Origin of the sequence: Pseudomonas sp. SLFW, assembly GCF_009905615.1 — a bacterium.
Taxonomy (GTDB): domain Bacteria; phylum Pseudomonadota; class Gammaproteobacteria; order Pseudomonadales; family Pseudomonadaceae; genus Aquipseudomonas; species Aquipseudomonas bambusae.
Window position 1 is genome coordinate 1 of the sequence record NZ_JAAAKW010000033.1, and the last position, 20,170, is coordinate 20,170.

At 56.1% G+C, this 20,170-nt stretch carries 30 protein-coding genes; 4 read left to right on the plus strand and 26 right to left on the minus strand.

Features of this window, described 5'->3' with window-relative positions:
• A partial coding sequence (locus GVN17_RS28015) for a hypothetical protein (protein ID WP_166598545.1) occupies nt 1-248 on the plus strand: 248 nt, incomplete at its 5' end.
• Between the two features lie 6 nt (nt 249-254).
• On the opposite strand, the gene GVN17_RS28020 is transcribed toward GVN17_RS28015, so the two are convergent.
• Nucleotides 255-2,411, minus strand: a complete 2,157-nt coding sequence (locus GVN17_RS28020) for a mechanosensitive ion channel family protein (protein WP_256665489.1) — start codon at nt 2,409-2,411, stop codon at nt 255-257.
• Between the two features lie 188 nt (nt 2,412-2,599).
• Here GVN17_RS28020 and GVN17_RS28025 point away from each other — a divergent pair, with 188 nt between their 5' ends.
• Together GVN17_RS28025 and GVN17_RS28030 are read left to right on the plus strand one after the other, a co-directional pair.
• Nucleotides 2,600-3,178, plus strand: coding sequence for a TetR/AcrR family transcriptional regulator (locus tag GVN17_RS28025; RefSeq protein WP_166598547.1), 579 nt, complete (start codon nt 2,600-2,602; stop codon nt 3,176-3,178).
• 53 nt (nt 3,179-3,231) lie between these two features.
• A complete protein-coding gene (locus GVN17_RS28030) occupies nt 3,232-3,708 on the plus strand; it encodes a nuclear transport factor 2 family protein (RefSeq protein WP_166598548.1) in 477 nt (158 codons plus the stop codon).
• Between the two features lie 91 nt (nt 3,709-3,799).
• Here GVN17_RS28030 and GVN17_RS28035 read toward each other — a convergent pair whose 3' ends face one another.
• Together GVN17_RS28035 and GVN17_RS28040 are read right to left on the minus strand one after the other, a co-directional pair.
• Nucleotides 3,800-4,327, minus strand: a complete 528-nt coding sequence (locus tag GVN17_RS28035; protein WP_166598549.1) for a single-stranded DNA-binding protein — start codon at nt 4,325-4,327, stop codon at nt 3,800-3,802.
• Between the two features lie 9 nt (nt 4,328-4,336).
• On the minus strand, nt 4,337-5,731 hold the full coding sequence (locus GVN17_RS28040) for an MFS transporter (RefSeq protein ID WP_166598550.1): 1,395 nt from the start codon (nt 5,729-5,731) through the stop codon (nt 4,337-4,339).
• Nucleotides 5,732-5,918: 187 nt separating this feature from the next.
• On the opposite strand from GVN17_RS28040, the gene uvrA reads away from it, so the two are divergent.
• Entirely contained in the window at nt 5,919-8,753 is a 2,835-nt protein-coding gene (gene uvrA / locus GVN17_RS28045; protein ID WP_166598551.1) for an excinuclease ABC subunit UvrA, read from the plus strand.
• A 67-nt stretch (nt 8,754-8,820) separates the two neighbouring features.
• On the opposite strand, the gene bfr is transcribed toward uvrA, so the two are convergent.
• From bfr to rplV, 23 genes are all read right to left on the minus strand, one after another.
• Nucleotides 8,821-9,285: a bacterioferritin gene (bfr, locus tag GVN17_RS28050; RefSeq protein WP_166598552.1), complete on the minus strand. Its 465-nt coding sequence runs from the start codon at nt 9,283-9,285 to the stop codon at nt 8,821-8,823.
• 260 nt (nt 9,286-9,545) lie between these two features.
• Nucleotides 9,546-9,932 (minus strand): 50S ribosomal protein L17, encoded by a 387-nt coding sequence (rplQ, locus tag GVN17_RS28055; protein WP_166598553.1) that lies wholly within the window; start codon nt 9,930-9,932, stop codon nt 9,546-9,548.
• Nucleotides 9,933-9,974: 42 nt separating this feature from the next.
• Entirely contained in the window at nt 9,975-10,976 is a 1,002-nt protein-coding gene (rpoA, locus tag GVN17_RS28060) for a DNA-directed RNA polymerase subunit alpha (RefSeq protein WP_007970428.1), read from the minus strand.
• A 22-nt stretch (nt 10,977-10,998) separates the two neighbouring features.
• A complete protein-coding gene (gene rpsD / locus GVN17_RS28065) occupies nt 10,999-11,619 on the minus strand; it encodes a 30S ribosomal protein S4 (protein WP_002555465.1) in 621 nt (206 codons plus the stop codon).
• Nucleotides 11,620-11,637: 18 nt separating this feature from the next.
• The gene (gene rpsK, locus GVN17_RS28070) at nt 11,638-12,027 is read right to left on the minus strand and encodes a 30S ribosomal protein S11 (RefSeq protein ID WP_002555466.1); all 390 of its coding nucleotides are present in this window, start codon (nt 12,025-12,027) and stop codon (nt 11,638-11,640) included.
• Between the two features lie 30 nt (nt 12,028-12,057).
• Nucleotides 12,058-12,414, minus strand: a complete 357-nt coding sequence (gene rpsM / locus GVN17_RS28075; RefSeq protein ID WP_004883692.1) for a 30S ribosomal protein S13 — start codon at nt 12,412-12,414, stop codon at nt 12,058-12,060.
• Nucleotides 12,415-12,545: 131 nt separating this feature from the next.
• Nucleotides 12,546-12,662 (minus strand): 50S ribosomal protein L36, encoded by a 117-nt coding sequence (gene rpmJ / locus GVN17_RS28080; protein WP_002555468.1) that lies wholly within the window; start codon nt 12,660-12,662, stop codon nt 12,546-12,548.
• Nucleotides 12,663-12,690: 28 nt separating this feature from the next.
• Nucleotides 12,691-14,022, minus strand: a complete 1,332-nt coding sequence (gene secY / locus GVN17_RS28085) for a preprotein translocase subunit SecY (RefSeq protein ID WP_166598554.1) — start codon at nt 14,020-14,022, stop codon at nt 12,691-12,693.
• Nucleotides 14,023-14,454: a 50S ribosomal protein L15 gene (gene rplO / locus GVN17_RS28090; RefSeq protein WP_166598555.1), complete on the minus strand. Its 432-nt coding sequence runs from the start codon at nt 14,452-14,454 to the stop codon at nt 14,023-14,025.
• A 3-nt stretch (nt 14,455-14,457) separates the two neighbouring features.
• Nucleotides 14,458-14,634 carry a 50S ribosomal protein L30 gene (gene rpmD / locus GVN17_RS28095; protein ID WP_093468886.1) on the minus strand — a complete coding sequence of 59 codons (177 nt, stop codon included), beginning with the start codon at nt 14,632-14,634 and terminating at the stop codon, nt 14,458-14,460.
• 2 nt (nt 14,635-14,636) lie between these two features.
• A complete protein-coding gene (rpsE, locus tag GVN17_RS28100) occupies nt 14,637-15,137 on the minus strand; it encodes a 30S ribosomal protein S5 (RefSeq protein WP_093468883.1) in 501 nt (166 codons plus the stop codon).
• Nucleotides 15,138-15,140: 3 nt separating this feature from the next.
• Nucleotides 15,141-15,491: a 50S ribosomal protein L18 gene (rplR, locus tag GVN17_RS28105; RefSeq protein ID WP_037017727.1), complete on the minus strand. Its 351-nt coding sequence runs from the start codon at nt 15,489-15,491 to the stop codon at nt 15,141-15,143.
• A 10-nt stretch (nt 15,492-15,501) separates the two neighbouring features.
• Nucleotides 15,502-16,035, minus strand: coding sequence for a 50S ribosomal protein L6 (gene rplF, locus GVN17_RS28110; protein ID WP_074758964.1), 534 nt, complete (start codon nt 16,033-16,035; stop codon nt 15,502-15,504).
• A gap of 13 nt (nt 16,036-16,048) precedes the next feature.
• Nucleotides 16,049-16,441, minus strand: coding sequence for a 30S ribosomal protein S8 (gene rpsH / locus GVN17_RS28115; protein ID WP_020290698.1), 393 nt, complete (start codon nt 16,439-16,441; stop codon nt 16,049-16,051).
• A 213-nt stretch (nt 16,442-16,654) separates the two neighbouring features.
• Nucleotides 16,655-16,960 carry a 30S ribosomal protein S14 gene (rpsN, locus tag GVN17_RS28120; protein WP_003228726.1) on the minus strand — a complete coding sequence of 102 codons (306 nt, stop codon included), beginning with the start codon at nt 16,958-16,960 and terminating at the stop codon, nt 16,655-16,657.
• 13 nt (nt 16,961-16,973) lie between these two features.
• Nucleotides 16,974-17,513, minus strand: coding sequence for a 50S ribosomal protein L5 (rplE, locus tag GVN17_RS28125; RefSeq protein WP_037017720.1), 540 nt, complete (start codon nt 17,511-17,513; stop codon nt 16,974-16,976).
• A gap of 20 nt (nt 17,514-17,533) precedes the next feature.
• Nucleotides 17,534-17,848 (minus strand): 50S ribosomal protein L24, encoded by a 315-nt coding sequence (gene rplX, locus GVN17_RS28130; protein WP_002555478.1) that lies wholly within the window; start codon nt 17,846-17,848, stop codon nt 17,534-17,536.
• A gap of 11 nt (nt 17,849-17,859) precedes the next feature.
• Complete coding sequence (rplN, locus tag GVN17_RS28135) at nt 17,860-18,228, minus strand: 50S ribosomal protein L14 (RefSeq protein ID WP_002555479.1); 369 nt, start codon at nt 18,226-18,228, stop codon at nt 17,860-17,862.
• A gap of 23 nt (nt 18,229-18,251) precedes the next feature.
• Nucleotides 18,252-18,518, minus strand: a complete 267-nt coding sequence (gene rpsQ / locus GVN17_RS28140; protein WP_003194644.1) for a 30S ribosomal protein S17 — start codon at nt 18,516-18,518, stop codon at nt 18,252-18,254.
• 2 nt (nt 18,519-18,520) lie between these two features.
• Complete coding sequence (gene rpmC / locus GVN17_RS28145; RefSeq protein WP_002555481.1) at nt 18,521-18,712, minus strand: 50S ribosomal protein L29; 192 nt, start codon at nt 18,710-18,712, stop codon at nt 18,521-18,523.
• Nucleotides 18,712-19,125, minus strand: coding sequence for a 50S ribosomal protein L16 (gene rplP, locus GVN17_RS28150; protein ID WP_003228729.1), 414 nt, complete (start codon nt 19,123-19,125; stop codon nt 18,712-18,714). The genes rpmC and rplP overlap by 1 nt, the downstream gene beginning before the upstream one ends.
• A 12-nt stretch (nt 19,126-19,137) precedes the next feature.
• Complete coding sequence (rpsC, locus tag GVN17_RS28155; protein WP_008065719.1) at nt 19,138-19,824, minus strand: 30S ribosomal protein S3; 687 nt, start codon at nt 19,822-19,824, stop codon at nt 19,138-19,140.
• 13 nt (nt 19,825-19,837) lie between these two features.
• The gene (gene rplV, locus GVN17_RS28160) at nt 19,838-20,170 is read right to left on the minus strand and encodes a 50S ribosomal protein L22 (RefSeq protein ID WP_003103908.1); all 333 of its coding nucleotides are present in this window, start codon (nt 20,168-20,170) and stop codon (nt 19,838-19,840) included.

Genomic DNA, 20,170 nt, shown 5'->3' on the forward strand with positions numbered 1-20,170 from the left:
CGATTCCCCTGCTGCGGGAGGTCCGCAAACGCCCATTGGATGGCAGTTTGATCGGGGTCAGCGGCGTCGATCCGCTGAACCTGGCGGGCACGCTGTTGCCAGGGCCGAAAGTCGCGGCAGTGGTCGGCAACCGGCTGGTCTACCGCGACGGGGTTCCCATCGCGGCGGTCGTGGCGGGCAAGCCGCAATACTGGGGCGAACTGGACGCCGGGATGATGTTGCAGGTCCGGGACCGGTTGTTTAGATAATCGCGGTCACACCGGGCTCTCCGACCCGTCTTTATTCACGATTGTCGTCTTGCCCGGCAACGCTTGCTGCTCGTCGCCGTCCTCCATCTGCGAATACTGGCCGTTGTGCGGGCTCATCACCAGTTGTGGATAAGTTTGCGCAAATCGCACGTCTGTGGACTTATCCACAAGGCGCTTGAGTTTGTCGTTGAATGCGCGACTGACCGCATACTGCCCGCCCGACGACGTGCGGAACTGCGCCGTGATCACGATCCCGTTCATGTCCATGCGATCCAGCCCGAACACTTCCAGCGGCCCTTGCAGCTTGCTGGCCAGCAGGAAATCATCGGTGATTGCCTGCCCGGCTTCGCGAATCAGCGAGGTCGCAGAATCCACATCCGAATCGTAGGTGAACTGGAACGAGAAGAACGCGTAAGCGAACTGGCGAGACTGGTTGGTCACCGCCTTGATCTGACCGAACGGCACCGAATGCACGAACCCCTTGCCGTCGCGCAAACGCAGCGTGCGGATAGTCAGACTTTCCACGGTGCCCGCGTGGCCGGAATCCAGCACCACCCAGTCGCCGATGGAAATGGTGTCTTCGATGATGATGAACAGACCGGTGATCACGTCCTGCACCAATTGCTGCGAACCGAAACCGATGGCGAGACCGACCACCCCGGCACCCGCGAGCAGCGGCGCGACGTTGATCCCGAGGTTGGCCATGGTCGTGATCGTGCAGATCACCACCAGAATGATTTTGATCGCGTTGCGCAGCAGCGGCAGGATCGTCTTGACTCGCGTACTCGGCTGACGGGACGAACGCGTGCTGGTCGGCGGCTTGAGGGCTTCCTGAATTGCAGTGTCCATCACCACCCACAGCAGCCAGGTCACCAGAAAGATCAGCCCGATGCTGCTGAGGGAATCACTGATTACTTTGCCCAGCGCATTCCGTTGCGCGAATTCGAACAGCGAAAAACCCCAAATCCGGCCCAACAATTCAATGAACCCAATCGCCAGCGCAATGCGCAGCACAGCGTGCAACAGGCTCAGCAAACGCTCCTTGTAAACCCTTGAGCTGCGCTCCTCCGCAGGCTTGAACATGTGTTGGAACAATGTGCTGAGAAACACCGTGCCGATCAGCAAAACGGTCGTGAGCAAGGCGCAACGCAGGGCTTCCTGGCTGTCCTCGCCTGCGCCGATCAGGTTGACGCCCGAGACCAGAATCATCAGCAAAATAGGCAGGTGCCATAGGCTCGAAAAAATCTTCAACGTTTGCTGCAACGCCGGTCGCGACAGCCGTGCACTCAATGGACGGTTGCGGATCAGATGGGCCACGGGGCGGCGCATGCGAATCACCACGATGCAAAACATGATCGACGCCATCAGCCCGGTGAACGCTGCGACGCTGGTGGTGACGTTGCCGCCGATCTGGCGGGAAATCTGTGGGCTGGTCAGCGCGTCACTCAAGGCCGCGAAGAACCCGATGATGAACAGCGGATGCGGCGCGTAGTGACGAATGATGCGAACCGCCGGCCGCTTGTGGCCCGAGTTGAACAGCACGATCACCGACATCAGCACCGAGGTAGAGAAAATGCCGCTGCTCGTCGAATACGCCAGACACAACGCCAGCGCCCGGCCAATCGACAGTTGCATGAAATGACTCACGTAAAGCGTCAGCGGTAGAGAGATCAGAGCCGGAATCGTGAAGGGCAGCACGTAACTCAGCACGCCTTGCACACGCTCTCGCCGGGCCAGCAGCCGATGCCGCGACACGCGATTGACGATGAACGTGCCGATTCGATTCAGCATCAGGAATGCGCCGATCCAGACCACCGACAGGATCAAGAAGTCTCCCGCGATTGCCCAAGGCGAGCGGGAAGACGGTTTGTTGACCAGCGCCCCCAGCTCATCAGCCGCACGGTCGGCACGCAAACGCCAGGAGTCGAGCAAATGGCCGTCCAGGTCCAGCTTGTCCTGGACGCTGTCGATACTGGTGCTGATGACGCCGAGCAATCCGCCCTTCACCAGGATCTCTGGTTTAGGGGGTTCGGCTGCTGGCGCCGCATCGGCTGGCGCGGTTGACTGGGCGGTGCTCGTGGGAGGCGCACTGGCTGCGTGCGCGTTGAGGCTGCCGAGACAGATCGTCAGACACAGCAGCAGGACAGATTTGAAATTCGACAAAACGCAGGTCACTCCTTCGGTCATGAGGGACGGCGAAATCAAGGCCCACAGAAACTGATCGAAATTCGCCGCGCAAGTTCGGCGCGGTCGGCAACCTTCATCCGCTTTGAGCTTCGCCCGACCAACGGAAAACGTCCTTTTCATAAACGCACTTGACGATGGAGAACGATCGTTCTACCTTAAATCCCATGAATACGACGACCACCGACACACGCGACAAAATTCTCGCGACCGCCGAGCAGCTCATCTATCAGAACGGGATTCACGCTATGGGCATGGATCTTCTGGTGAAGACTTCCGGTGTCGCCCGTAAAAGCATCTACCGTTATTTCGCGACCAAAGACGAGGTCGCCGCCGCGGCGCTCAATGCCCGCGATGTGCGCTGGATGCAATGGTTCAGAACCGAATCGGACAAGGCGGACACCCCGCAGGCGCGCATCCTGAACATGTTCAACGTGCTCAAAGGCTGGTTTGAATCGAAAGGGTTTCACGGCTGCGCGTTCATCAATACGTCAGGGGAAATCGGTGATCCAAACGACCCCATTCGCCTGATCGCCAAGCTGCACAAACAGAAATTGCTGGATTACACGCTAGAACTGACCGAGCAACTGAACATTGAGCAACCGTCAGCACTCGCCCGGCAGTTGCTGATACTGATGGAAGGCGCCATCACCATGGCCCGCGTCATGGGCGACTACAGCGCCGCCGACAGCGCAAGAGATGTTGCGCAGCTGTTGCTGAAACAGGCCTTGCCCCAAGAGGCCTGAGCTTCAAGAACGCTCCACCCACTGATCTATCCAACTTGCCTGGAGGCTCTGCCATGTCCAATGCCCAAACTCGCCCGCCGCTTCCCCCGTTCACCCGCGAATCGGCGATCCAAAAGATTCGCCTCGCCGAAGATGGTTGGAACAGCCGCGATCCTGAAAAAGTCTCGTTGGCCTACACCCTCGACACCCAATGGCGTAACCGCGCCGAGTTCGCGACCAATCGCGAAGAGGCCAAGGCCTTCCTCACCCGCAAATGGAAAAAAGAGCTGGACTACCGTCTGATCAAAGAGCTGTGGGCTTTCACCGACAACCGCATTGCCGTGCGTTACGCCTACGAGTGGCACGACGACTCCGGCAACTGGTTCCGCTCCTACGGCAACGAGAACTGGGAATTCAACGAAGACGGCCTGATGCACCGCCGCTTTGCCTGCATCAACGACATGCCAATCAAGGAATCCGAGCGCAAGTTCTTGTGGCCACTGGGACGCCGTCCGGATGACCATCCGGGGCTGACAGAACTGGGGCTGTAAACGCCAACGCCGATGAAACAACAAAGCCCCCGACAGCTGAGCTGTACGGGGGCTTTAGTTCTAATGCGTTATTGCGTTTGATTCGGATGAATCAGAACGGAATATCGTCATCAAAGCTGTCGAAGTCAGGAGCCGGTTGTGGCGCTTGCTGCGGAGCTGGACGCGATTCGCGCTGTGGCTGTTGTTGTGGAGCAGCCTGTGGACGCGATTGTTGTGGACGAGGTGCGGAATTCTGATAACCACCACCGCCTTGACCTTGTTGAGCATCACCCTGTGGACGGCCGCCGAGCAGTTGCATGGTGCCTTGCATGTCCACGACGATTTCAGTGGTGTAACGCTTGATGCCGTCTTTTTCCCACTCGCGGGTTTGCAGTTTGCCTTCGATGTAGACCTGCGAACCTTTACGCAGGTACTCGCCGGCGATCTCTGCGACCTTGCCGAACATCGAAACGCGGTGCCATTCGGTCTTTTCAACTTTCTGACCGGTTTGCTTGTCGGTCCATTGTTCGCTGGTCGCCAGACTCAGGTTGGTCACAGCGTTACCGTTAGGCAAGTAGCGAACTTCGGGATCCTGGCCGCATGTACCGACCAATATGACTTTGTTAACCCCACGGGCCATAACGTTCTCCTAGGCTTCAACCGTTTCCGACGCTGGATTGACCACTTCGTCGAAAGACGCCCGATCCAACAGTTCTTTGTCAAATTTGATATAGATGGCAGCCTCATCGGCTACCACTACTGCATCTGTTACTCCACGTACGGCCAACACGCGATCGGCAAGGCCTGTGTCGCGTTGAGCCTCGGGCGACAACGGCAAGCGAAGGCTGGTTACGTACGGAGGCTCGCGCATGGTAACAGCAAAAGCGAGCCAAATGGCGGCCAGCGCTGCGCCTCCCAGGAAGACCACACCCAACCCACCGTGCTGAAACAGCCAGCCGCCGAGGATGCCACCCGCCGCCGAGCCGAGGAACTGACTGGTGGAGTAAATCCCCATCGCAGTGCCTTTGCCGCCCGCCGGAGAGACCTTGCTGATCAGAGAAGGCAGCGACGCTTCCAGCAGATTAAATGCGGTGAAAAACACCACTGTCCCGATGACCAACGCCCTAAGCGTATTGCCGAACTCCCAGAAGAATAGTTCAGTGAGCATCAGCACGGAGACCGCGCCGAGCAAGATACGCTTCATCTGACGCTTCTTCTCGCCGTAGATGATGAACGGGATCATCGCGAAGAAAGAAATGAGCAACGCGGTCAGGTAGACCCACCAGTGCTGTTCTTTGGGCAAGCCCGCTTTTTCGACCAACGCCAGCGGCAACGCGACGAAACTGGACATGAGCATCGCGTGCAACGCGAAGATACCCAAATCCAGGCGCAGCAAGTCAGGATGTCGGAGCGTCGCGCCCAAGGCTTGACGAGCGAGGCCAGATTCGCGGTGTTGCAGCGTCACGGTGGATTTGGGCACCACAAACGCGACGATCACGATACCGATCAATGCCATGGCCCCTGTCGCCAGGAACAAACCTGAAAGCCCAAAGGCACTGGTCAGGATCGGCCCGACCACCATCGCGATGGCGAACGACACGCCAATCGTCATCCCGATCATCGCCATCGCCTTCGTGCGATGCTGTTCACGAGTCAGATCGGACAACAGCGCCATGACTGCGGCTGAGATAGCACCCGCGCCTTGAAGAACGCGCCCGGCGATAACGCCCCAGATCGACGTGGACTGTGCAGCCAGTACGCTACCGAGCGCAAACACCACCAGCCCCAGATAAATCACCGGGCGACGGCCGATGCGGTCGGAGATGATGCCGAATGGAATCTGCAGTACGGCCTGGGTCAGGCCGTATGCGCCAATCGCCAGACCAATGAGCGTCGGGCTTGCGCCTGCCAGGTCCATACCGTAGGTCGCCAGGACCGGCAGCACCATGAACATGCCAAGCATACGGAACGCGAACACCAGCGCCAGACCGCCCGCTGCGCGGGTTTCGCTGCCACTCATGCGCTCGCTGTGAGAATCGTGCATGGAAGAACCTCATGTGAACCGGCGGCGATTCTACCAGTCCCATCGATGTACAGCACATACGACGCTTTGCCGCGCATCGCGGGAATTTTCTTTTTCCCCTGTACGTAGGCCGACTGCTCAATAGTGTGCATCCATCCAGTATTTGGCCGTATACTCCAGCGTTTTACGCCCGCCGTGCGAGGCCACCTTGGACAAGATCCTGATTCGTGGGGCACGAACCCACAACCTGAAAAACATCGACCTCACCCTGCCCCGCGACAAGCTGATCGTCATTACCGGCCTTTCTGGTTCCGGTAAGTCGTCGCTGGCATTCGACACGCTGTACGCCGAAGGCCAACGCCGCTACGTCGAGTCGCTTTCGGCGTACGCGCGCCAGTTCCTGTCGATGATGGAAAAGCCTGACGTTGACACCATCGAAGGCCTCTCGCCTGCGATTTCGATTGAGCAGAAATCCACATCCCACAACCCGCGTTCGACCGTGGGCACCATCACCGAAATCTACGACTACCTGCGCTTGCTATATGCCCGCGTCGGCACACCACGCTGCCCGGACCACGACATCCCGCTGGAAGCGCAGACCGTCAGTCAGATGGTCGATCTGGTGCTTGCGGAGCCAGAGGGCGCCAAGCTGATGTTGCTCGCCCCGGTTGTGCGCGAGCGCAAAGGCGAGCATTTGGCGGTATTCGAAGAACTGCGCGCTCAGGGCTTCGTTCGTGCACGGGTCAACGGCAAGCTGTGCGAACTCGACGAGCTGCCGAAACTGGATAAACAGAAGAAGCACTCCATTGACGTCGTCGTCGACCGTTTCAAGGTCCGTGCCGACCTGCAACAACGTCTGGCCGAGTCGTTTGAAACAGCACTAAAACTGGCCGACGGCATCGCGCTGGTCGCACCGATGGACGATGAACCCGGCGAAGAGATGATTTTCTCCGCGCGGTTTGCCTGCCCCATCTGTGGACACGCCATCAGCGAGCTGGAACCCAAGCTGTTCTCCTTCAACAACCCGGCGGGCGCCTGTCCGACCTGCGATGGCCTGGGTGTGAAGCAGTTCTTCGATATCAAACGACTGGTGAATAGCGAACTGACGTTGGCCGAAGGCGCGATACGTGGTTGGGACCGACGCAACGTTTACTATTTCCAGATGCTCGGGTCTTTAGCGAGTCATTACGGTTTCAGTTTGGAAGTGCCGTTCAAGGAACTGCCAGCCGATCTCCAAAAAGTCCTGCTCAACGGCAGCGGGAGCCAGAACGTCGACTTCCGCTACCTGAATGACCGTGGCGACATCGTCAAGCGCGCTCACCCCTTCGAGGGGATCGTGCCTAACCTTGAGCGTCGCTATCGCGAAACCGAATCCGCCACTGTGCGCGAAGAACTGGCGAAATTCCTCAGCACTCAACCTTGCCCGGATTGCCGAGGGACGCGACTGCGTCGTGAGGCTCGGCACGTTTGGGTGGGCGAAAAAACGCTCCCGGCCGTCACCAACCTGCCTATCGGTGACGCCACTGAATACTTTGGCGAACTGAAGCTGACAGGACGTCGTGGCGAGATTGCGGACAAGATTCTCAAAGAGATCCGCGAGCGGTTGCAGTTCCTTGTGAACGTGGGCCTGGATTACCTGACGCTGGACCGCAGCGCCGACACCCTGTCGGGCGGTGAAGCTCAGCGTATTCGCCTTGCCAGCCAGATCGGCGCGGGCCTCGTGGGGGTGATGTACATCCTTGACGAACCCTCCATTGGCCTGCACCAACGCGACAACGACAGGCTGCTGGACACCCTCCGTCACCTTCGTGACATCGGCAACACCGTGATCGTGGTTGAGCATGACGAAGATGCCATCCGCCTCGCCGATTATGTGGTGGACATTGGACCCGGAGCTGGCGTGCACGGCGGCAATATCGTCGCAGAAGGCACGCCAGAAGAGGTCATGTCCCACCCGGACTCGCTCACCGGTAAATACCTGTCAGGTCGCGTCAAGATCGAGGTACCGGCGAAGCGCACCCCGCGTAACAAGAAGCTGTCTCTCAAACTAAAAGGCGCGCGCGGAAATAACCTGCGTAATGTCGATCTGGAAATCCCGATCGGCTTGCTGACGTGCGTCACGGGCGTTTCCGGATCAGGCAAATCGACGCTGATCAACAACACGCTGTTCCCGCTCAGCGCAACTGCGTTGAACGGGGCGACGACGCTGGAGGCCGCCACGCACGACAGCATCGATGGCCTTCAGCACCTGGACAAAGTGGTAGACATCGATCAGAGCCCAATCGGCCGGACGCCGCGTTCGAACCCCGCCACCTACACGGGCCTGTTCACCCCGATTCGCGAGCTGTTCTCCGGCGTTCCTGAATCTCGCTCTCGGGGCTACGGACCGGGCCGCTTCTCGTTCAACGTCAAAGGCGGCCGGTGCGAAGCCTGTCAGGGCGACGGGCTGATCAAGGTCGAAATGCACTTCCTGCCAGACATCTACGTGCCGTGCGACGTGTGCAAGAGCAAGCGCTATAACCGCGAGACCCTTGAGATCAAATACAAGGGCAAAAGCATCCACGAAGTGCTGGAAATGACTATCGAGGAAGCGCGCACGTTCTTCGATGCTGTTCCAGCGTTGGCGCGCAAGCTGCAGACGTTGATGGATGTCGGGCTCTCGTATATCAAACTCGGTCAATCGGCCACCACGCTGTCTGGTGGTGAGGCGCAACGAGTGAAGCTATCACGCGAGCTGTCCAAACGGGATACCGGCAAAACCCTCTACATCCTTGACGAGCCCACTACAGGTTTGCACTTCGCAGACATTCAACAGCTATTGGACGTCTTGCACCGCCTGCGGGACCACGGCAACACCGTCGTCGTGATTGAGCATAATCTGGACGTGATCAAAACCGCGGACTGGCTGGTCGACCTGGGACCGGAAGGCGGCTCCAAAGGCGGGCAAATCATTGCCACCGGTACTCCAGAACAAGTCGCGGAAATGAAACAGTCTTACACCGGGCATTACCTCAAACCTTTACTCGAACGTGATCGCGCCTGATCACCGTGTAAAAACGAAAAAGCCCCTATCATGGCGATCATGACAGGGGCTTTTTTAAGCTGATGAATCAGAACTGCGATTGCAGATAGTTTTCCAGCCCGATGGATTTGATCAGACCCATCTGCTTTTCGAGCCAGTAGGTGTGATCTTCTTCAGTATCGGCCAGTTGAACACGCAAGATGTCACGACTCACGTAGTCCTTATGCTGCTCACAGAGCGCGATACCTTTGCACAATGCTGCGCGGACCTTATATTCGAGACGAAGATCGCTGGCGAGCATTTCAGGCACGGTAGTACCCACGTCCAGATCGTCCGGCCGCATGCGCGGCGTTCCTTCAAGCATCAAAATACGACGCATTAACGCATCAGCGTGTTGTGCCTCTTCTTCCATTTCATGATTGATACGCTCGTAGAGCTTGGTGAAACCCCAATCCTCATACATCCGCGAATGGACGAAATATTGGTCGCGTGCAGCCAATTCGCCGGTCAGCAGCGTGTTGAGGTAATCGATGACGTCCGGGTGGCCTTGCATCGCCGTGAATCTCCTTCATGAAAGTCGATAGTTTGGACCAACATTGGCGACAGGTCACCTTTCAAGAAGCAGAAAACCGAAGAAAATCACCGAATACGTGACATTTGGTGCCGAAAACATGGGTAAATGAGGTGAGTTCTCTTTATCACTAAGAATTAGCGCAATAACCTGGCGCTCAACTGATAACGCGTTGTATTTAACTAAATGAAAGGCAACAAAAAACCGGGCACTAGGCCCGGTTTTTTGTGAAGACTGATGTCTTACTCAGCAGCTTCTACAGAGCCACCGACTGGACGATCAACCAGCTCGACGTACGCCATAGGCGCATTGTCGCCAGCGCGGAAACCGCACTTCAGGATACGCAGGTAGCCACCCTCACGGGTCGCATAGCGCTTGCCCAGATCGTTGAACAGCTTACCGACGATTTCTTTCGAACGAGTACGGTCGAAAGCCAGACGGCGGTTAGCAACGCTGTCGATCTTGGCCAAAGTGATCAGCGGCTCGGCAACGCGGCGCAGTTCCTTGGCTTTCGGCAGGGTAGTTTTGATCAGCTCGTGCTCGAACAGCGACACCGCCATGTTTTGAAACATGGCCTTGCGGTGAGAGCTGGTACGGCTCAGGTGACGTCCACTTTTACGATGACGCATGGTTCATTCCTTACCAAACACAACGTTCGGTGATTACGACGATCAGGCAGTCGCCTTGTCGTCCTTCTTAAGACTTGCAGGCGGCCAGTTGTCGAGGCGCATGCCGAGGGAGAGACCACGAGAAGCCAGAACGTCCTTGATTTCGGTCAAGGATTTCTTGCCCAGGTTCGGAGTCTTCAACAGTTCCACTTCAGTGCGCTGGATCAGATCACCGATGTAGTAAATGTTCTCCGCCTTAAGGCAGTTGGCCGAACGTACGGTCAGTTCCAAATCGTCAACCGGACGAAGCAGGATCGGATCGATCTCGTCTTCCTGTTCGACTACAACAGGTTCGCTGTCACCTTTGAGGTCGACGAACGCAGCCAACTGCTGTTGCAGAATGGTTGCAGCGCGACGGATTGCCTCTTCAGGGTCCAGAGTACCGTTGGTTTCCAGATCAATAACCAGCTTGTCCAGGTTGGTACGCTGTTCGACACGGGCGTTTTCCACCACGTATGCGATACGACGTACCGGGCTGAACGAGGAGTCGAGCTGCAAGCGACCAATGCTGCGGCTTTCGTCTTCGTCGCTCTGACGCGAGTCTGCTGGTTCATAACCGCGACCACGAGCTACAACGAGCTTCATGTTCAGGGCGCCGTTAGACGCCAGGTTAGCGATTACGTGATCGGGGTTAACGATCTCGACATCATGATCCAGCTGAATATCGGCAGCGGTAACCACCCCCGAACCCTTCTTCGACAAGGTCAGCGTAACTTCGTCTCGACCGTGCAGCTTGATAGCCAGACCTTTAAGGTTCAACAGGATTTCAATGACATCTTCCTGTACACCTTCGATGGCGCTGTACTCATGAAGTACACCGTCAATCTCGGCCTCGACTACTGCACAGCCGGGCATGGAGGACAACAAGATGCGGCGCAGCGCGTTGCCCAGGGTATGGCCGAAACCACGCTCGAGAGGCTCGAGAGTGATTTTGGCGCGGGTTGGACTGACAACCTGTACATCAATGTGACGGGGTGTCAGGAACTCATTTACCGAAATCTGCATGGATGCACCTATTTTCTAGCCCTTACTTGGAGTAGAGCTCGACAATCAGGCTTTCGTTGATGTCGGCGGACAGATCACTGCGAGCTGGAACGTTTTTGAAGACGCCAGATTTTTTCTCAGTGTCTACTTCTACCCATTCTACGCGGCCACGTTGGGCACACAGATCGAGAGCCTGGACGATACGCAGTTGGTTTTTCGCTTTTTCGCGAATAGCTACTACGTCACCAGCACGAACCTGGTAGGACGGAACGTTAACGGTTTTACCGTTTACGCTAACCGACTTGTGCGATACCAGCTGACGAGATTCGGCACGAGTAGAACCGAAACCCATACGGTATACGACGTTGTCCAGACGGCATTCGAGCAGTTGCAGCAGGTTCTCACCAGTAGCGCCTTTCTTGCCGGCAGCTTCTTTGTAGTAACCGCTGAACTGACGCTCGAGAACGCCATAGATACGACGGACTTTCTGCTTTTCACGCAGCTGGGTGCCGTAGTCGGACTGGCGACCGCGGCGCTGACCGTGGATACCAGGTGCTGCTTCAATGTTGCACTTCGATTCGATAGCGCGCACGCCGCTCTTCAGGAAGAGATCGGTGCCTTCGCGACGAGCGAGTTTGCATTTTGGACCAATGTAACGAGCCATTCTTTACAATCTCCTGGATTACACGCGGCGCTTCTTCGGCGGACGGCACCCGTTGTGCGGGATTGGCGTCACGTCGGTGATGCTGGCGATCTTGTAGCCACAGCCGTTCAAAGCACGGACAGCAGATTCACGACCTGGACCTGGACCTTTGACGTTAACGTCGAGGTTTTTCAGGCCGTATTCCAGCGCAGCTTGACCAGCACGCTCAGCAGCTACTTGAGCAGCGAACGGGGTGGACTTGCGGGAACCGCGGAAACCCGAACCACCGGAGGTAGCCCAGGAAAGAGCGTTACCTTGACGGTCGGTGATGGTCACGATGGTGTTGTTAAAAGAAGCATGGATGTGGGCGATGCCATCAACCACTGTCTTTTTAACTTTTTTACGAGGACGAGCAGCAGGTTTTGCCATGATTTAATTCCTGTCGATTCGCTGGGGCGATTACTTGCGGATCGGCTTACGCGGACCTTTACGGGTACGCGCGTTGGTCTTGGTACGCTGACCGCGTACTGGAAGACCGCGACGATGACGCAGACCGCGGTAGCAACCGAGATCCATCAAGCGCTTGATTTTCATGTTGATTTCGCGACGCAGGTCACCTTCAGTGGTGAACTTCGCGACTTCGCCACGCAGCTGTTCAATCTGCTCATCGCTCAGATCTTTGATCTTCGCCGCCGGGTTAACCCCGGTGGTAGCACAGATTTTCTGTGCAGTCGTGCGACCAACACCATAGATGTAGGTCAGCGAGATAACAGTATGCTTGTTATCTGGAATGTTAACGCCTGCAATACGGGCCATTCAGTGGGACTCCAATTGACAGCTACCTACGCCCCGGAAGCCAAGAAATAGGGCGCGAGATAATATCGCTGTAATAACAAATAATCAACCCAGCAGCGCACTAGCTGCTGGGCTTTTAGCACAGATCACACTCAGCCTTGGCGCTGCTTGTGACGTGGTTCCGCGCTGCAAATTACTCGAACAACACCTTCGCGGCGAATAATCTTGCAGTTGCGGCACAGCTTTTTCACCGATGCACGAACTTTCATCACCAACTCCTCGAACCTTATGGGTGCTTCAGCGCAGCATGCCGCTGCCGTAGCCCTTCAGGTTGGCTTTCTTCATCAGGGATTCATACTGGTGCGAAACGAGGTGAGATTGCACTTGGGACATGAAGTCCATCACAACCACGACCACGATCAGCAACGAGGTCCCGCCAAGGTAGAACGGCACGTTTGCAGCCACCACCAGAAACTGGGGCAACAAGCACACGGCCATCATATATAGAGCACCGAACATGGTCAGACGAGTCAAAACGCCATCGATATAGCGTGCCGACTGCTCACCAGGACGGATACCCGGAATAAAGGCACCGGACTTCTTCAGGTTTTCCGCTACGTCTTTCGGATTGAACATCAACGCCGTATAGAAGAAGCAGAAGAAAATAATCCCTGCACTAAACAGCAGAATATTCAACGGCTGACCAGGAGCGATCGACTGCGAGATGTCCTGCAACCAGCCCATACCTTCAGACTGACCGAACCAGGCACCCAACGAAGCCGGAAACAGCAAGATGCTGCTCGCGAAAATGGCCGGAATTACACCAGCCATGTTCACTTTCAGCGGCAAGTGGCTGGTCTGCGCTGCGAAGACCTTACGGCCCTGCTGACGCTTGGCGTAGTGAACAGCGATACGACGCTGACCACGCTCAATGAACACCACGAAACCGATGATCGCTACTGCCAGCAAACCGATGGCGACCAGAGCGAAAATGTTGATATCACCCTGACGTGCAGACTCGAAAGACTGCCCGATAGCCCTCGGAAGACCGGCGACGATACCCGAAAAAATCAACATCGAGATACCGTTACCAACACCGCGCTCTGTGATCTGCTCGCCCAGCCACATCATGAACAAGGCACCCGCCACGAAGGTGGTAACCGCCACGAAGTGGAAGCCGATATCTGCAGAAAAAGCGACGCCCTGACCCGCCAAGCCAATGGACATGCCAATAGCTTGAACCAGGGCCAGTGCAACGGTGCCATAGCGGGTGTATTGGCTGATCTTACGACGACCAGCCTCACCTTCCTTCTTCAACTGCTCCAGCTGTGGGCTGACAGCGGTCATGAGCTGCATGATGATCGACGCCGAAATGTACGGCATGATCCCCAACGCAAAGATGCTCATGCGCTCCAGCGCACCACCGGAAAACATGTTGAACAAGCTAAGAATGGTCCCCTCATTCTGTCGAAACAGGTCCGCCAGCCGGTCAGGGTTGATACCTGGAACTGGGATATGCGCACCGATCCGATAGACGATAATCGCCAGGAACAGAAAACGCAGACGAGCCCAGAGCTCGGACAACCCGCCGCTTTTGCTGAGCGCTGAGAGAGCACCTTGCTTAGCCATTTATTCCTCGAATTTGCCGCCAGCTGCTTCGATAGCCGCACGCGCACCTTTGGTGGCTGCGATACCTTTGAGGGTGACCGCGCGAGTAACCTCACCGGACAGCATGATTTTCACGCGCTGTACGTTTTGGTTGATCACGTTGGCATCCTTCAGGGACTGCACAGTTACGACGCCTTCCACTTTAGCCAGCTCGGAGGTGCGAACTTCTGCACGATCCATAGCCTTCAAAGAGACGAAGCCGAACTTAGGCAGACGACGATGCAACGGCTGTTGGCCGCCTTCGAAGCCCGGAGCGATGGCGCCACCGGAGCGGGAGGTCTGACCTTTGTGGCCGCGGCCACCAGTCTTACCCAAACCACTACCGATACCACGGCCCGGACGATGCTTCTCGCGACGGGAACCCGGCGCAGGACTCAGATCATTGAGTTTCATCGATTAACCCTCGACTCGCAGCATGTAGTAAGCCTTGTTGATCATCCCACGGTTTTCCGGGGTATCAGCGACTTCTACAGTGTGACCGATGCGACGCAGACCCAGACCCTTAACGCACAGTTTGTGGTTAGGGATGCGGCCGGTCATGCTTTTGATCAAAGTAACTTTAACGGTAGCCATGATCAGATGATCTCCTCAACGTTCAAGCCGCGCTTGGCAGCGATGGACTCAGGAGACTGCATGGCCTTCAAACCCTTGAACGTTGCGTGTACAACGTTGACCGGGTTGGTCGAACCGTAGCATTTGGCCAGAACGTTCTGAACGCCAGCAACTTCCAGGACAGCACGCATTGCGCCGCCAGCGATGATGCCAGTACCTTCAGAAGCAGGCTGCATGTAAACCTTCGAAGCGCCGTGGGCGGACTTCATGGCGTACTGCAGAGTGGTGCCGTTCAGATCAACTTGGATCATGTTGCGGCGAGCAGCTTCCATTGCCTTCTGGATCGCAGCAGGCACTTCACGCGACTTGCCACGGCCGAAGCCAACACGGCCCTTACCATCACCCACCACGGTCAACGCGGTGAAAGTGAAGATACGGCCGCCTTTTACGGTTTTTGCTACGCGATTAACTTGAACCAGCTTCTCAATGTAGCCTTCGTCGCGTTTTTGGTCGTTATTTGCCATAACTTAGAACTCCAGCCCGCCTTCACGAGCAGCATCAGCCAGCGCCTTGACGCGACCGTGGTACTTGAAGCCGGAACGATCAAAAGCCACTTGCGATACACCGGCGGCTTTCGCACGCTCAGCGATCAGCTGGCCAACTTTAGTGGCCGCGTCGATGTTGCCAGTGGCGCCATCACGCAGTTCTTTGTCCAAAGTCGAGGCATTTGCCAGGACTTTGCTGCCGTCGGCCGAAATGACCTGGGCATAAATGTGCTGCGAAGAGCGGTACACGCAGAGACGCACGACTTCGAGTTCGTGCATTTTCAGGCGTGCTTTGCGAGCGCGACGCAGTCGGGTAACTTTTTTGACGGTCATTTGCTATGCCCTACTTCTTCTTGGCTTCTTTACGACGGACGACTTCGTCCGCGTAACGCACGCCTTTGCCTTTGTATGGCTCTGGACGGCGGAAGTCGCGGATCTCAGCGGCCACTTGACCAACCAACTGCTTGTCGATACCACGGATGAAGATATCGGTTTGGTTGGGAGTCTCAGCGGTGATGCCTGCTGGCAATTCGTAGTCCACTGGGTGCGAGAAGCCAAGGGCCAGGTTCAGCACCGTGCCTTTTGCTTGCGCTTTGTAACCAACACCGACCAGCTGGAGCTTACGCTCGAAGCCTTGGCTTACGCCTTGGACCATGTTGTTTACCAACGCACGAGTGGTACCGGCCATTGCGCGAGTCTGTTGATCGCCGTTACGAGCAGCAAAACGCAGCTCACCAGCTTCTTCAACAATTTCAACGGACGAATGAATGTTCAGGTCCAGGGTGCCTTTTGCACCCTTCACCGAAAGCTGCTGACCGACGAGTTTAACTTCGACGCCTGCTGGCAACTTAACGGGGTTCTTAGCTACGCGTGACATGCTTATCCCCCCCTTAGAACACTGTGCAAAGCACTTCGCCGCCGACACCGGCAGCGCGCGCAGCACGATCCGTCATCACACCTTTGTTGGTGGAGACGATAGACACACCGAGACCGCCACGAACTTTTGGCAGATCATCGACGGACTTGTACTGACGCAGGCCTGGACGGCTAACGCGCTTGACTTCTTCGATAACCGGACGGCCTTCGAAATATTTCAGCTCGATAGACAGCAAGGGCTTGGTTTCGCTGCTGATCTGATAACCCGCAATGTAACCTTCGTCCTTCAGGACTTTGGCTACAGCCACCTTCAAAGTGGAGGATGGCATGCTTACGACGGGCTTTTCGGCCATCTGGGCATTACGGATACGAGTTAGCATGTCCGCTAACGGGTCCTGCATACTCATGGGCTAGACGCTCCTAATACAAAATAATTAGCCTTACGGCTACTGCTTGTCGCCAAAAAAACGCGGCCACGTGAGGACACGGGCTCTGGCGAGCCGGCAATTCTAGACGTACGCCAGAAACGAATCAAGCCCCAAAAGGGGCTTGATTCCAATTCAAGTGTTACGCCGGTCGGTTTCCGAAGAAACCTGCCCGCATAACACGAGAAGTTCGGCTTACCAGCTGGCTTTAACCAGACCTGGTACGTCACCACGCATAGCAGCTTCACGCAGCTTGTTACGGCCGAGGCCGAACTTGCGGTAAACGCCGTGCGGACGACCAGTCAGGCGGCAACGGTTACGCATGCGCGATGCGCTTGCGTCACGTGGTTGCTTCTGCAGCGCTACGGTAGCTTCCCAACGCGCTTCTGGACTTGCGTTCAGATCGACGATGATTGCTTTCAGTGCTGCACGCTTGGTGGCGTACTTGGCAACGGTGAGCTGACGCTTCAGCTCACGGTTTTTCATGCTCTTCTTGGCCATGGTCCTACTCCAATCAGTTGCGGAACGGGAACTTGAAAGCACGCAGCAATGCGCGACCTTCTTCGTCCGTACGAGCAGTGGTGGTCAGGGTAATGTCCAGACCGCGCAGGGCATCGATCTTGTCGTAGTCGATTTCCGGGAAAATGATCTGCTCTTTCACACCCATGCTGTAGTTGCCACGACCATCGAAGGACTTGGCATTCAGGCCGCGGAAGTCGCGAACCCGAGGCAGGGAGATCGACAGCAGACGATCCAGGAATTCATACATACGCTCACGGCGCAGAGTCACTTTGACGCCGATCGGCCAGCCTTCGCGGACTTTGAAGCCAGCGATGGATTTACGAGCGTAGGTCACAACGACTTTCTGGCCGGTGATCTTTTCCAGGTCAGCAACTGCATGCTCGATGACTTTTTTGTCGCCGATTGCTTCGCCGAGACCCATGTTCAGGGTGATCTTTGTTACGCGTGGAACTTCCATCACGTTCGACAGCTTAAGTTCTTCCTTAAGCTTCGGTGCGATTTCCTTCCAGTAAATCTCTTTCAGTCGTGCCATGGTCTTCTACCTAGCAGTGTTCAAGCATCAACCGCTTTTTGGGTCGACTTGAAGACACGAATTTTTTTGCCGTCTTCAACTTTGAAACCAACGCGGTCAGCCTTGTTGGTTGCGCCGTTGAAAATGGCGACGTTGGAAGCGTGCAGTGGCGCTTCTTTCTCGACGATACCGCCCTGTACGCCCGACATCGGGTTAGGCTTGGTATGACGCTTCACCAGGTTAATCCCACCAACGACCAAACGGTCGTCAGCGAGAACCTTGAGCACCTTACCGCGCTTACCTTTGTCTTTGCCGGCGATCACGATGATCTCGTCGTCACGACGAATCTTTTGCATGTCGGATCTCCTTACAGCACTTCTGGGGCGAGCGAGACGATCTTCATGAACTTCTCAGTACGAAGTTCACGGGTCACTGGCCCAAAGATACGGGTGCCGATCGGCTCTTGCTTGTTGTTCAACAGAACAGCAGCGTTGCCATCGAAGCGGATGATGGAGCCGTCTGCACGACGAACACCGTGGCGAGTGCGGACTACAACAGCAGTCATCACTTGGCCTTTTTTCACCTTACCGCGCGGAATTGCTTCCTTGACGGTCACTTTGATGATGTCACCGATACCAGCGTAACGACGATGAGAGCCACCAAGCACCTTGATGCACATAACGCGGCGAGCGCCGCTGTTATCGGCCACATCGAGCATGGATTGAGTCTGAATCATATAATTTCTCCGACCCCTAGCCCTTAGACTTCCACAGCGCGTTCGAGAACATCAACCAGCGCCCAAGATTTAGTCTTGGCCATCGGACGAGTTTCACGAATAGTGACCTTGTCGCCGATGTGGCATTGGTTGGTTTCGTCGTGCGCGTGCAGCTTAGTCGAACGCTTAACGTATTTACCGTAGATAGGGTGCTTTACGCGACGCTCAATCAGTACGGTGATGGTCTTGTCCATCTTGTCGCTGACGACACGGCCAGTCAGCGTACGGACGGTTTTTTCGGCTTCAGCCATGATTACTTACCTGCCTGCTGGTTGAGCACAGTCTTCACGCGAGCGATGTCACGCTTAACTTGCGAGAGCAGGTGAGACTGCCCCAACTGGCCAGTTGCTTTCTGCATACGCAGATTGAACTGGTCGCGCAGCAAGCCGAGCAGTTGCTCGTTCAGTTGCTGTGCTGATTTTTCACGAAGTTCATTCGCTTTCATCACATCACCGTCCGCTTAACAAAGGAGGTGGCGAGCGGCAGCTTTGCAGCAGCCAGGGCGAAAGCCTCACGCGCCAACTCTTCGGAAACACCCTCGATTTCATACAGGACTTTGCCTGGCTGAATCTGGGCAACCCAGTATTCGACGTTACCCTTACCTTTACCCATCCGAACTTCGAGGGGCTTTTTGGAAATAGGCTTGTCCGGGAATACACGGATCCAGATCTTGCCGCCACGTTTTACGTGACGGGTCAGAGCACGACGCGCTGACTCGATCTGACGAGCGGTGAGACGACCACGAGCAACAGACTTCAGCGCGAACTCGCCGAAGCTGACTTTGCTACCGCGCAGCGCCAGACCACGGTTGTGGCCGGTCATCTGCTTGCGGAACTTCGTACGCTTTGGTTGCAACATTTGGCGTACCCCTTACTTAGCAGCTTTTTTACGAGGCGCTGGTGCTTGTGGTTTCAGTTCTTCTTGGCGACCACCAATTACTTCGCCTTTGAAGATCCAAACCTTGACACCGATCACACCGTAAGTGGTGTGAGCTTCGTAGTTGGCATAGTCGATGTCGGCACGCAGGGTGTGCAGTGGCACACGACCTTCGCGATACCATTCAGTACGTGCGATTTCAGCACCGCCGAGACGACCGCTCACTTGGATTTTGATGCCTTTGGCACCAATGCGCATGGCGTTCTGTACGGCGCGTTTCATGGCGCGACGGAACATCACACGACGCTCCAGCTGCTGAGCTACGCTCTGAGCAACCAGCATACCGTCGAGCTCCGGCTTGCGGATCTCTTCGATATTGATGTGCACAGGCACACCCATTTGCTTGGTCAGGTCCTGACGCAGTTTCTCAACATCTTCACCTTTCTTCCCGATAACGATACCTGGACGAGCGGTGTGGATGGTGATGCGTGCAGTTTGAGCCGGACGATGGATATCGATACGGCTAACGGACGCGCTTTTTAGTTTGTCTTGGAGATACTCACGCACCTTCAGATCTGCGAGCAAATAGTCCGCATAAGTCCGACCGTCTGCGTACCAGACGGAGGTGTGCTCCTTGACGATTCCCAGGCGAATGCCAATGGGATGTACTTTCTGACCCATCTCTTCGACTCCGTTACTTGTCAGCAACCTTGACAGTGATATGGCAAGACCGCTTGACGATGCGATCAGCACGGCCTTTGGCACGTGGCATGATGCGCTTCAGCGAACGCCCTTCGTTGACGAAAACGGTGGAGACCTTGAGGTCATCAACGTCTGCGCCTTCGTTATGCTCGGCGTTGGCTACGGCCGACTCCAGCACTTTTTTCATGATCTCGGCGGCTTTCTTACTGCTGAAAGCCAACAGGTTGAGCGCTTCGCCCACCTTCTTCCCGCGGATCTGGTCGGCGACCAAGCGGGCTTTCTGGGCGGAGATTCGAGCGCCCGACAACTTAGCGGCTACTTCCAT